Annotated in this window: 10 protein-coding genes; 3 read left to right on the top strand and 7 right to left on the bottom strand. The window is 50.0% G+C overall.

Annotated elements, in window-relative coordinates; genetic code table 11:
* The coding region (gene gorA / locus DXZ20_RS22620) for a glutathione-disulfide reductase (protein ID WP_163703584.1) at positions 1-1,243 on the top strand (1,243 nt) is incomplete at its 5' end.
* 78 nt (positions 1,244-1,321) lie between these two features.
* On the opposite strand, the gene DXZ20_RS22615 is transcribed toward gorA, so the two are convergent.
* The gene (locus DXZ20_RS22615; protein WP_163700907.1) at positions 1,322-2,704 is read right to left on the bottom strand and encodes an aminopeptidase P family protein; all 1,383 of its coding nucleotides are present in this window, start codon (positions 2,702-2,704) and stop codon (positions 1,322-1,324) included.
* Between the two features lie 140 nt (positions 2,705-2,844).
* On the opposite strand from DXZ20_RS22615, the gene DXZ20_RS22610 reads away from it, so the two are divergent.
* Both DXZ20_RS22610 and DXZ20_RS22605 read left to right on the top strand, forming a co-directional pair.
* On the top strand, positions 2,845-4,068 hold the full coding sequence (locus DXZ20_RS22610) for a molybdopterin molybdotransferase MoeA (RefSeq protein WP_163700904.1): 1,224 nt from the start codon (positions 2,845-2,847) through the stop codon (positions 4,066-4,068).
* A 180-nt stretch (positions 4,069-4,248) separates the two neighbouring features.
* Positions 4,249-6,291 (top strand): chromosome segregation ATPase, encoded by a 2,043-nt coding sequence (locus DXZ20_RS22605; protein ID WP_163700901.1) that lies wholly within the window; start codon positions 4,249-4,251, stop codon positions 6,289-6,291.
* A 44-nt stretch (positions 6,292-6,335) separates the two neighbouring features.
* On the opposite strand, the gene DXZ20_RS22600 is transcribed toward DXZ20_RS22605, so the two are convergent.
* From DXZ20_RS22600 to DXZ20_RS38290, 6 genes are all read right to left on the bottom strand, one after another.
* On the bottom strand, positions 6,336-7,244 hold the full coding sequence (locus tag DXZ20_RS22600) for a phosphodiesterase (RefSeq protein WP_348918277.1): 909 nt from the start codon (positions 7,242-7,244) through the stop codon (positions 6,336-6,338).
* Positions 7,195-7,998: a YmdB family metallophosphoesterase gene (locus tag DXZ20_RS22595; protein WP_163700898.1), complete on the bottom strand. Its 804-nt coding sequence runs from the start codon at positions 7,996-7,998 to the stop codon at positions 7,195-7,197. Before DXZ20_RS22595 ends, DXZ20_RS22600 begins: the two co-directional genes overlap by 50 nt.
* 147 nt (positions 7,999-8,145) lie before the next feature.
* Positions 8,146-9,456, bottom strand: a complete 1,311-nt coding sequence (locus DXZ20_RS22590; protein WP_163700896.1) for an ABC transporter substrate-binding protein — start codon at positions 9,454-9,456, stop codon at positions 8,146-8,148.
* 206 nt (positions 9,457-9,662) lie between these two features.
* Positions 9,663-10,478 (bottom strand): carbohydrate ABC transporter permease, encoded by an 816-nt coding sequence (locus DXZ20_RS22585; RefSeq protein ID WP_163670980.1) that lies wholly within the window; start codon positions 10,476-10,478, stop codon positions 9,663-9,665.
* A gap of 10 nt (positions 10,479-10,488) precedes the next feature.
* Entirely contained in the window at positions 10,489-11,415 is a 927-nt protein-coding gene (locus DXZ20_RS22580) for a carbohydrate ABC transporter permease (protein WP_163700893.1), read from the bottom strand.
* Positions 11,412-12,617, bottom strand: a complete 1,206-nt coding sequence (locus DXZ20_RS38290; protein ID WP_163700890.1) for an ABC transporter ATP-binding protein — start codon at positions 12,615-12,617, stop codon at positions 11,412-11,414. The genes DXZ20_RS22580 and DXZ20_RS38290 overlap by 4 nt, the downstream gene beginning before the upstream one ends.
* Positions 12,618-13,263: the final 646 nt, after the last annotated feature.

The following is a 13,263-nucleotide window of genomic DNA, read 5'->3' as shown; positions in this document are numbered from 1 at the left end:
AGAATTTGATCGCTTGGGCGGCACCTGTGTAAACCGAGGGTGTGTGCCCAAAAAGCTCATGGTGTACGCCTCTCATTTTGCCAGCCATGTGCAAGAGGCCGCAGGCTATGGTTGGACGTTTGAGCCAGGTAAATTTGACTGGTCTCGCATGCTTACAGCCGTCAACGACGAAGTCACTCGGCTAAATGCCATCTATCAACGCATGATTGACAATGCGGAGGTGACTCTCTTTAAGGGCCATGCCCGAATTATGGATCCCCATACGATTGAGGTGGCAGGACAAACAATCACAGCGGAGAAAATTTTGATTGCCGTTGGCGGCAAGCCCAGTAAACCCAACATTCCGGGGATTGAGCTGGCCATCACCTCCGATGAGATTTTCCACTTAGCGCAGCAGCCCAAACGCATGGTGATCTTTGGCGGTGGCTACATTGGCTGTGAGTTTGCCTGTGTCCTCAATGCTTTGGGAACAGAAGTCACCCAAATTATTCGACGCGATAAGATTTTGCGAGGCTTTGATGAGGATATTCGCACCGAGGTCCAAGATGCCATGCTGCGCCACGGCATCCGCATTATTAATGATGAGCTGGTTAGCCTTGAGAAAACCAATGAGGGACTTCAGGTTAATCTCAAAAATAACAACCTGGTATTGACTGATGTTGTTGGTCTTTCTGCCCTGGGGCGTATCCCTCGACTAGAGAATCTGGGTTTGGAAAATACTCGGGTAGAGGTGAAAAATGGAGCCATTGTTGTCGATGCCCATAGCCAGACAGCAGAATCCAATATCTATGCCGTAGGAGATTGCACAGACCGCATTAATCTCACGCCTGTCGCCATTAATGAGGGGCGGGTGTTTGCCGATACCCACTACGGTGGCAAACGTCGGGTAATGAGCCATGAAAATGTCCCTTCAGCCGTATTCACCACACCAGAGGTGGCCACGGTGGGTATGACTGAAACCGAGGCCATGGAAAAATATGGCGAAGTCGCCATTCGGGTGTATCGGTCCCGATTCAGACCGATGTACTATACCCTGCCTAAGCTAGAAGAAAAAACGCTTATGAAACTGATTGTGCATGTGCAGACTGATAAGGTTCTGGGGGCACATATGGTGGGTGATGCTGCCGCTGAGATTATTCAAGGGGTGGCGGTGGCGGTCAAAATGGGGGCAACGAAAGCAGATTTTGATGCCACCGTAGGGATTCACCCAAGCTCGGCAGAAGAGTTTGTCACCATGCGGTAAACAAGTGAATACGGGAAATCGTATTCCTGGTGTAGGGATGTTCCATGGAATGTCCCTACACCAGGAACAATTAACCCCCTAATTTGTTATTAGTGCCTCGATATCCTTAGCATGCGTTGGTAGATCTTTTGTGATGACCTCACAGCCATTTTCGGTCATCAGCACATCATCTTCGATGCGGATACCTCTGACATCACTAAACTGGGCTAGGCGGTCCCAGTTGACGATGTGGGCATAGCGATCGCAATTGCCCTTATCCTCCAAAATGCCCGGCACCTGATAAAAACCAGGTTCAATGGTCACGGCCATGCCCGTCTGTAAAGGCCGATCAAGACGCAGAAAACCGAGGCCAAAACGGTCACTACGACTACGACCGCTGGCATACCCTGCCAGATCACCCAAATCTTCCATATCATGCACATCTAACCCCAACAGATGACCGACACCGTGGGGAAAGAACAACGCGTGGGCATCTTGTTCCACCAGGTCATCAGGCTGGCCGATGAGAATACCAAGGTCTACCAAACCCGCTGCCAGAGTTCGACAGGCCAAGAGATGCAACTCCCGATATTCCACGCCAGGTTTGGCCGCCTCAATGCAAGCATCATGGGCTGCCAAAACCACATCATAAAGGTCCCGTTGAGTCGATGAAAATTTGCCACCAGCAGGCCAGGTACGGGTAATGTCTGACGCCCAACCCGCCTTGGTTTCTGCCCCCACATCCGCCAACACTAAATCGTTTTCCCCTAGGGCATAGTGGTAATGGTTGTTGTGGAGAACTTCACCATGGACCGTCACAATACTGTTATAAGCACAGGCCATGCCATGGGCCATGATCACCTGTTCCATAGCTGCCCGAACATGGGCCTCAGTCAGGTTTTTTCCCAGTTTTGTTGCCGCCATGCCTGCCCTGTGGGCTGCGACTGAAACCCCTGCGGCACGACGCATCTCATCCAGGGCATAGTCATCGTGACACATGCGTAATTGCACAATAGCCTGGAGTAACGCCAGATCTTGATCCTGAGATTGTTTGGCGATAGGAATCGAGCGATTTAAAAGTTGTTCCTGGTGCACCGCTGTGGCATTATCTTGTACCTTGAGAGTTGCCACCTGATCGCCCACAAAATGTTTTAAGTCTTCTAGGGGCAGGGCTTTGCCAGCACCAATTTTATGGGCCAACTCAGTGCGACTAGGGCTAGGACCATGCCATAGTGCTTCAGCCGGTGTCGCCTCATCCATAAATAACGTTAAGTGCCCATCTGCCATATGAATGACCGCATTTTCCAAGGGCAGCCCTGCAAAATAAAGAAAGTGACTGCTAGGTCGAAACGGATGGGTGTTAGCCGGAAAGTTGCGTGGCGTTGCTTGCCCCGACCAGAGTAAGACCGGGTGATCCAGGTGCTTTGCCAATTGCTGGCGACGGTGTTCAAGGGATTTTGCAAGGCTGGAAGCAAATGGCATGTTAGAAAACAGAAACGATCAATCCGAAGGGTAGGCAACGCCCACTCTCCTATCGTAACCGGAGCCTTTGATATGGTTAGGTATGACTGATACGGAGTCTAAATCAAAATTCAAAGAATCAAAATTTAAAATTAAAGCCTATGGTGCCTGCAAACGATGCGGAAAAGTTTATCCTAGACCTGGTAACCCCTGTGGAGGCGTTAGAAACAGCGGCTTTAGGGGACTGTTTAGGACGAGTTTTAGGCCAACCCATAAGTAGTCAGCTGGATTTTCCCCATTGGGATAACTCAGCCATGGATGGCTATGCGGTGCGGTACGACGATGTAAAAACAGTACCCACCACATTGACCGTTGTAGAGGAAATTCCGGCGGGACAGGTGCCTAAATGCGAGCTACAGACGGGGGAAGCAGCTCGCATCTTTACTGGGGGCATGGTGCCCACGGGTGCCGATACCATTGTGATTCAAGAAAATACCCAGCGTCAGGGACCGCAGGTAACTGTATTGACCGCTCCTTCAGCCCAGGCTTTTATCCGTAAGCAGGGTAGCTTTTATCAGGCAGGTGCAGAGTTATTAAAGCCTGGCATCAAAATTGGAGCTGCTGAAATAGCCGTGCTGGCGGCAGCGCAGTGTGTGTCAGTGCCTGTGTATCGACGCCCCCGTGTGGCAATTTTATCCACCGGAGATGAGTTAGTTGATGTAAACCACCCCGTAGCACCTGGGCAAATTGTGGATTCTAATCGCTATGCCTTGGCAGCTTTGATCGCTCAAGCAGGTGCGGTGCCTGTGCCGTTAGGAATTGTGCCAGACCAAAAGGCAGCCACGCGGCAGGCCATTGCTGATGCCCTCAATCAAGCGGATGTCGTGATTTCATCCGGTGGAGTGTCTGTGGGTGACTATGACTATGTGGACCAAATTTTGACTGAATTAAGGGCGACTATTCACATTCGTTCGGTGGCCGTAAAGCCTGGCAAACCCCTGACGGTGGCTACGTTTGGGAGTGGGAAGAATCAGCAACTTTATTTTGGGTTGCCGGGTAATCCGGTCTCATCGCTGGTCAGTTTTTGGCGATTTGTACAACCAGCCCTGCGTAAGCTTTCTGGTCTGGAGACTCGTTGGTCACCGACCTTTGTATCGGCAAAGACAGACGATGATCTCAAGGCCGGTGGTCAGCGGGAGACTTATTTATGGGGGCAACTTTCCCTAGATACTGACGGCTATCGATTTACCCTGGCGAAAGGAGGACATAGTTCTGGAAACTTAATTAATCTGAGTCGCACCAATGGCTTAGGGAGGGTGCCGCTTGGGGAAACCCTGATTCAGGCAGGCAGCACAATTAAAGCCATGGTTTTAGGTGATGTGTAATCTTCTTAAGCAATTGTCTTGATAAGATGCTCAGGGGACGAACAGTGTAGACAGGGCAAGTAAGACATGGTGTCTTTGTCCTTTAAGTTGGATCACTTTAGCGAATAGCGTATACACTACTGAGTCATTGCGCTAAAGTATCGCCATATTCAGCGTATTCTTTCTCTGGCTGATCTGTTTATGAGCTCCAAACGCAATCGTCGCCGCCCGTCTAAGCCTATTTCTGTGCCCCGCAGTCGGCCTCAGCGTATGCCAGTGCCGCCTACTCGTCCGGCACCCTCTCCGTCCTATGCAGGGGGATCTCCTATAGATGCGGCTCCTGCTGAGACTGCACCCCAGCCATCTGACTTAAAGGGAATGGTGGTTTTTAGATGGGTTGGTAGCTGGCAGTTTCTATTGCTAACGACCTTGATGATTCTGGCAGGCAGTTTGGCCTTTGCGGTGACTAGCTTGTTTCGGATGCCGAACCTACCCAACTGCCGAGCGATTTTTTGGCCCACGGCGTCGGCAGCCATGCGCTTGCAGTGTGCTGAATCCTATGCAAATCAGGGAAGCGTGGATTTCTTGTTAGAGGCCATTGCCCTGGTTGAAAGGCTACCGGATGATCATCCGCTGCGGGCTGAGATCAATGCCAAGGTGGAAACCTGGTCCAGTGAAATTCTAGAAAGGGCTGACGATCTATTTCATCAGGGAGAGCTTGAAGCTGCGATCGCAACCGCCAATAAAATTCCGGCCAATACAGCAGCAGCAGATCAGGTTGAAACAAATGTTCGTCGCTGGCAGCGGGTCTGGGGAGAAGGCTCAGAAGTCTTTGAAAACGCCAAAGAAAAGCTGGTTGATGGCAATTTCAAAGAGGCGTTTCGCCTATCGGTGTTGTTATTAGATGTCAACAATGACTATTGGTCAGACACCAAATATGCCGAGCTGACTAAGCTTATTGCCATGGCGCGGGAAGATAGTCGTAAGCTCGGCAAAATTAAACGCCTTGCCGATAAGGGAACGGTCAAAGGCTTTCAAGATGCCTTGAAACTCCTGGCTTCCATCAAGCCTGAGAGCGTGCTCCATGATGAAGCAAAGGCTGTGAAAAAGACTATCGCTAGGGACATGCTAAGGTTGGCTGAGAGATTCTTAGCCCGTCAGCAGCTACCCCAGGCTGAAGAAATTTTAGGGGCAATTCCTAGAAATGAAGGATTAGATCAGGAAATTGCTGATTTTCAGGTCTTTACAGAAGCCTATCGGCGCGCTTGGAGTGGTGATGCCCTGGGGTTAGATTCTGCCATTACCCGCTTACAAAGTTTAGGCAAAGATCGGCCACTCTATGATCGAGCCCAGACGTTGATCGGTCAGTGGCGTTCCGAGATTAAGGCCCTGGCCCAATTGGATATTGCTCGTCAAATTGCGGCCCAGGGGAATATCAATGATCTGCGTTCAGCCATTGTTGAAGCCAATCAGGTGAATCGCGATAATCCTCGCTGGGATGAGGTTTCCGACCAGATTGGCCAATGGGAAGATCGGGTGGAGACAGCGGAAGATTTACCCATTTTGAATCGGGCTGACCAGCTAGCGGCTGTGGGCACCCCTCAAGCACTGCGCCAGGCAATTCAGGAAGCTCGCAGAATTGAGTCTGGTCGAGCCCTGACGGATGATGCTAAAAAGCGCATTGACGGTTGGCAAGGACGGATTGAAGCCATTGAAGATCGGCCCCTGATGGATCAAGCCCGTCGGCTGGCGGCAACGGGAAATTTATCGGGTGCGATCGCAACCGCATCTCGTATTTCTCCAGGACGTTCTCTCTACCAAGAAGTCCAAAACGATTTAGCAGTCTGGCGTGACCAGCAACAAAACCAAACCCGGATGCAGGAAGCCAACAGTATTGCCCGTTCTGGCGCTGCCAATGACCTGGCCCGTGCCATTGTTACGGCTAACCAAATTCCTGTCAGTAGCAGCCAATATACGGATGCGCTGCAACAAATCAACCGCTGGAGTTGGGATCTCTTAAATCTGGCCGACAGTGAATCTCGCAGTAATTTAGATCGTGCCATTAAGCTGGCTACGCAAATTCCCTCTCAGGCCGAAGCGTATACGACTGCTCAAGCAAGAATTCAGACTTGGCAAGCGGCGAATCAACCACAAGAAACAGACGTCATCGAGTGGACTGAATCAGAGGCTGCACCTGTGTTTTTAGAAACGGATGAGACTGTTGACGCTCAATCTTTTAGATAATAACATCTGAGAAAAGATGAGAAGCCATTCGCGGGATAGAATCGCTAGATAACTGGCGCATTTCGACGTTTTTTGGGATCAGAAAATGGGAAAGGCCCCGTAAACTCCCCCACATAAACCGTGTGGGACACCAAAATATCTTGATGCCATAGGTGTAGCTGGTAAGCAGCAGGTTCCATGACAAAGGTTCCTGCTGCGTCAGGTTGGAGATCGAGAACGACCTGGTGAACCAGACTGGACTGGGTGCTAGCGGTGGTCCCGGCCCACTGGCAATGAATACTACGGTGCAGATGACCACAGCTCACACGCACAATCTGGGGATGGTGGCGGATGAGATTTTCCAGCTCTGTACGTCCCTCCAAACCAATATTGTCCATCATGGTAATGCCCGTCGGAAACGGCGGGTGATGCATAAAGAGAATGGTGGACTTGGTGGTATCAGCGTTGAGTTGAGCCTCTAACCAGGCGAGACGGCCAGCATCCACCAGACCACTTCCCTTACCAGGAATAGTAGTATCTAGCAAAATCATCCGTACTGGATAGTCTTCTAGGGTGTAACTCAAATGCCCTAGATGATGATGGGGTAAATACGTATGATGACTAAATACTTGTTTTAAAGATTCTCGGCAGTCGTGGTTTCCTGGTAACAAATAGATGGGGGCATTGAGCTGCGAGAGAATGATTTTTAGTTGTTCGTATTCAGCTTCCGTGCCTTGATGAACTAAATCTCCTGTGGCAATGACTAAATCGGGTTGAGGGTTCAAGTCGTTGATATGGGTAATGGCATTGGCCACTAGGGCATTGGTATCCACCACACCGTAGGCGCGATCATCAGCTACTTGGACATGGAGATCACTAATTTGGGCAATGAGAGTCATATTAAGTCGTGGGTTATGCAACACATCATAGGAGATCGCCAGGCCAGTTGCGATCGCACAACCTAACAATTTCACCACTCTGATTATCAAAAATCACCGCTCCTAGCTGCAACGGTCCTGGTGCCAGATCAAAATCTACAGGTGCATCCGGCTGATTTTCCTTAGACAGGAAATATCGATTGCCCATGCCCAATACTCCACCCGTAGGTCCATTCATACCCACATCGGTCACAAAGAAAGTCTTCTGGGGTAGACGATATAGATTTAACGTCGGTTCGTGGGTGTGGGTGCCCATTATGGCCATCACCTGACCGTCTAAAACGCGGGCCAGAGACCATTTTTCAATGGGAGTATTGGCGTGGTAATCGATAATAATTAAACTGTTTTCTGAAAATGTTTGAGCCTGAAAATAGTCAAACGGTCGCTGGGTGTGATAGCGCTTCCCAGCGGCAGTATCGCCAATTAGGTTAACAACGGTGACTAGTTCCCCGCTCACCTCCAGGGTGATATGCCCACGTCCGGGTAAATCATTGGTCACGTTGCCGGGGCGCACTATTTTTGGATGAGCCATCACAGCATCGGTATTAGGCGCATCCCAGGAGTGATTCCCCCCGGTCAGCACATCTACCCCTGCGTCGGTTAAGCGAGTGATCACATCTAGAGAGATACCGAACCCACCCCAGAGATCCTCCGGATGACTAACAATGGCATTTTCCATATTGGCAATAACCAAATCAATGGAGTGCTCTTGTCGCCAGCGGGGGATATCGGTGACTAATTGGTCAACTGCCTGTTCACCAACAATATCACCAAAAAATAATACACGCATTTTCAGACAATATAAGAAAAGGAGAAGCCACATGGACGACATCTCAGGTGAGGAGACAATCTGGCTTCCCCTAAAGAGTAAGAGTATGTGAGAGTAAGAAAGAACAGATGTCTCTCAGACAGGGAGACATCTATTTCAAAGGAACGCTTACTTCACCAGGTCCTGAGCCTGATCAGCCGCCTTGGTAATCGCCGCTTCAGGAGTTTCCTTACCAGAAACAACCGCCTGTAATGACTCCTTGATGGTGTCAATAATCTTCAGGTTATTCTCACCGGGGAAGGAGTACCAGCGGAAGATGTAAGGAATTTGATCAATAGACGCCTGGTAGTTGGGGTTAGCCTCGTAGAATGCTTCGTCAACGGCTTCTTTGTGCATGGGCATATAGCCAGTGCCGTTCACCATAATGTTGTTACCAATGGGACCAGCGGCAAACATGGCATACTCGTAAGCGGCTTTGGCTTCTGCGGGGTCATCGGTAATGATCACAGCGGCGTTACCACCGGTAGGTAGACGACGTTCGCCACCTTCATCCGTGGGGAAGAGGGCAGTCTTGAGGTTAAAATTAGACTTCTCTTGCAGGTTAGCCAGGGAGGAGGTGGAGCTAAAGTAAAACCCTACTTTGCCACTAACAAAGGACTCAATGCCCTGCTCACGACTCCAGTCCTGCATCACCCCTTCATCCACAAAGCTACGGAGCAGCTGAGCGGCTTCTATACCAGTTTCGCCACCGAAGGTGATGTTGCTTTCACTATCGTCCATCATGCTGCTGCCCTTGGAGTACACCAGGGCTTGATAGGCCCAGTTACCCGTAATCAAGTAGTCATACCACATGCCAGTGACGTCACCACCCAAAGCCTGAACTTTCTTAGCTGCTTCGATGACCTCAGGCCAGGTTTGGGGAGGATTCTCAGGATCAAGACCGGCTTGCTCCAATAGCTCTACATTGTAGTACATGATGGGAGTAGACACGGCAAAGGGAATGGCATACTGCTTGCCGTCGAATTCTCCCAAGGCCATCATACTTTCATAGAGACCACCGTCGGTCCAACGGGAATCTGCCGCCACAAACTCACTCAGGTCACTGGCATGGCCTGCATCTACAAACTGACGCACCTGGTTAATGCCCTGGAAAGAAATGGTGGGGGCCTGTCGCTGGGTAATGCCCACCAGGGTACGCTGGGCCAGTTCTTCGTAGTTCGCCAGGGGAGCCTGGAGGGCGATGTCGATATTGGGATTCTCGGCCTCAAACTTTTCGATTGTCTCCCTGTGTACATCGGTAAATAGATCACCGTAGGGATAGGCCAAAGTGATGGTAACGGGGTCTTGATTATCCGCGGCGGCTGTGTCAGGGGAGGCAGTATTCTCGGAGGTAGTAGTAGTACCGCTACAGCCAACAGCTAACAGCATCAGTGTGGCGAGAGCACCACGGGTTAATGTTTTTGCTAACGGTAGAGTCATAATCAGGATTCCTTACAACAAGTTAGTCGGAGATTATGCAGGAACTCAAAAAACAGAGGAAACACAAAGGCAAAGACACCAGATATCAGGCATTAGAGTAGAGATACTGCTAAGACCGGGTATCAACTTAATCTGGAAAATGTTGGCTGGGTGAGGTGTTGGGTATCGGGTGTCCGAAGACCTATTGACTGACATCTAGCAGATTTTTACTTAATGCCCGTCATGGTAATGCCCTCAATAAATCGACGACGGGCAACTAGAAACGCAATGGTGAGGGGGGCCACAATTAGGGTGGCGGCGGCCATCATTGCCCCCACGTTGTCGCCACTGTCCCCCCCCTCAAAAAAGGTAATACCTAGGGGAGGGGTAGCCTTTTCCCAGTCATAAATCACCAGCAAGGGCCAGAACAAATCGTTCCAGTGGACCACGATGGAGAAAATGCCAAAGGCTGCCAGGGTGGGTAACGAGAGCGGTACAATCAGGTTCCAGAGAATGTACAATTCATTGGCCCCATCTACCCGAGCCGCGTCAATCAGATCTTGGGGAAAGGCTTTGAAGCTCTGGCGGAAGAGAAAAATGCCAAAGGCGCTGGTGGTAAAGGGCAAGATCAACGCCCAAGTGGTATTGATTAATCCTAATCTACCCATCAACAAGTATACCGGGATGGCGGTCACCTGGGGAGGAATCAGCAACACCCCCAACACAATGGCAAACAGCACCCCCTTCAAGCGAAAATCTTTACGGGCCAGAACATAAGCTGCTGGAATGGTCGTGAGATATTGAAACAGTAAAATCCCCAGGGTAACAATGGCCCCGTTGACAATAAACGAGCCCACATGGGCGTCAATAAAGGCTTCAGTGTAGTTGGCCCAATCCCACTGCTGGGGGAATAGCCTGATCTGAGCGTTATAAATTTCGTTCTCTGGCTTGACCGACAGACTCAGCATCCAGATAAAGGGGGTGAGCATGACCACCCCACCAATGGCCAAAATAAAATGCAGAAAGAGTTCGTGCTTTTTCATCAGAGGCTCCCTAACGGTAGTGGACGTATTTTTCAAATACCCGCATCTGATACATGGTCAGCAGCAGCATGATGGCGAAGAACAGTGTGGCGATCGCAGATGCCAATCCTGTCCTAAAAAACTCAAACCCTTCACTGTAGAGGGTATACAGCAGAATCTCACTGGCGTTGTTGGGGCCGCCTTGGGTCAGCACCTTCACCGTGTCAAAAATCTGAGATGACTTGATGATGGTGATGATAAAAATAAACAAACTGGTGGGACCCAGCATCGGCCAAGTAACGTGGCAAAACTTATCCCAGGGAGAGCGGGCACCGTCAATCAGTGCCGCTTCATACAGATCTTTGGGCACATTTAACAACCCGGCAATAAACAGCACCGTGTAGTAACCCACCAGCTGCCAGATGGAGATAAAGCCAATGGTGTAAAGCACCACGCTCTGGTCGTTGAGCCAGTTAATGGGGGTGAGGCCAAACAGTTTGAACAACTGGGCCACCATGCCAAACTGGGGATGCAAAATCCAGGACCATACCTGGGCCATGGCCACCAGCGTGGTGGTTACGGGCAAAAAGTACACCGTTTGCCAAAAGCCTTGAAAGCGATTTAACCCATTGATGGCCAGGGCCAGGGCCAGGGCCAGGAAGAATGACACTGGGACGACAAACAGGTCGAGTTTGAGGGTATTGATCAGACTTTTACGATAAACCTCATCTGTAAACAGTTCTTTATAGTTGTCTAACCCGATGAGGTCAATGGAGGATGACCCCAACTGCCAGTCGGTAAAGCTAATACCAATGGTGGTCAAAGCAGGTACTACAAAGAACACCAGCAACAAAAAGAAGGCAGGCAGCAGATACAGGGGGTAAATTATCCAGGGGGTGCGATCGCGACTCTTCACACGAGTACCTACGCGATCGCGACCAGGAGCAACCAGGGTCATACGCTTACCTCCTCTAGCACAGCTGTCGTAGCTTGGTGAAGACGGAACCCATCCTGGTTAAATAGCAATGCCTGGGACCAGTCGGGTTGTAGATGAACAGTATCGCCCGGGTGCAGTTGACGCCCCACCATAGCCGCCACCCGAGCCACTAATTTCATCGGCTTTGTCGTATCACCCCCACTATTTTCCACTTCACCGATGGGATGAACAATGACTAGAAACTCATTACCCAGATTTTCCAGGATGTGAATGCGTCCAGTGAAGGCATCTCGGGCCTGAGTGGGCAACAACCTCAGGGCTTCAGGCCGTAAACAAAGTGAGAGGGCCTCGCGCACCGGCACAGCAACACCATCAATGTGTTTCGGCACCCCCTGCAAATGATTACCAAAGCCATAAAGCTCTCCAGCCGTTGGAGAGCTTACTGCCAGGGTATTAATTTTGGGACTGCCAATAAACTCAGCCACGAACAGATTGGCAGGGTTGTCGTACAGCTCACTGGGGGCAGCAATCTGCTGAATACTACCCTCATGCATCAACACCACTCGGTCCGACATAGTCATGGCTTCACTTTGGTCGTGGGTGACATAGATAAATGTGCCCCCCAGCTGCCGCCGTAGTTCAATAATCTCCGCTCGCATATCTGCCCGCAGCTTGGCATCCAGGTTAGACAGAGGCTCATCCATCAGGAACAATTGGGGAGATCGCACCATGGCCCTGGCCAGAGCAACCCGCTGCCGCTGGCCTCCAGACAGTTGCCCTGGCTTACGTTTTAATAGCTCCCCCAGGTGCATCAGGTCAGCCGTTTGGGGAACCTGTTCTTGCAGATGGGCTTCCAGGGTTTTACGAGCTTTGAATAGGTGACTAATAATGGGAATGCGTGTGAACCAGGGGGCCTGCATCCTCAGAGGAAAGGCAATGTTCTCAAATACACTCTTGTGGGGATACAGGGCATAGGATTGGAACACCATGGCAATATTGCGCTGAGCTGGGTCCAACTCATTGACGGTCTGCCCTGCAATCATCACGTCACCCTCGCTGACGGTTTCCAAACCAGCAATAATTCGCAACAACGTGGTTTTACCACAACCCGATGGTCCTACCAGAGAGACGAATTCTCCATCGTCAACGGTGAGATAAATATTGTTCAGGGCTTGACTGGCACCAAAATATTTGGAGATACCTTGTAGCACAAGATTAGTCATCGTTTTGGGGGAGTGCGATCATAGATGCTATGCCCAGAAACAGACCAAACATCTATGTTGTATAGATGTTTAGACATTAATTGTCGAGCATTCAATCCACATCAAGAGAACTTTAAGTTTGGATTAAGGTATGTATTTCAAAGAAAGCGAACGCTGCCTGGTAAAGCCTATGAATACAGACCATAGACTGTGTCAATGGCTTTGATTGAAGAACTTGAATAAGACAATTTTCTAGTGGACTGTCAAGACTAAGATTTAGGATAAGCCGTGGGGCGAGTAAAGAGTGCAGAGAGGGCACTCCTTTACCCTTTACTCTTCATCAATACATAGTCCTAATTTTTAGTTTGACACAGTATTAGCCCCAACTCTTTTGGTTACTTTAGGGTATTTCCCTTTAAGAGCTTTGGCCTGAATATCAATGACTTCCACCTGATGCCACCAGTCATCCCCAACATCAAACCAGTACCCAAAGAAATCTCCCTAACTGAAATTCATAGAAATGTTCTTCTTCTCGATCAAAGGCACTAAACAGGAGCTTGTGTAGGTCCTTAAGGGTGTGGTCACCCTTAAGTTGAATGATGCGTGAGTTTCAGGATTATCTTCTATAAACTCTTCTGTTACTGGGCCTCTTCTGTTACTGAGCCAT

It is taken from the genome of Adonisia turfae CCMR0081, assembly GCF_011009555.1.
GTDB classification, from domain to species: domain Bacteria; phylum Cyanobacteriota; class Cyanobacteriia; order Phormidesmidales; family Phormidesmidaceae; genus Leptothoe; species Leptothoe turfae.
The sequence above is the reverse complement of the archived record's forward strand: the minus strand, read 5'-3'. Positions and strand labels throughout refer to the sequence as shown.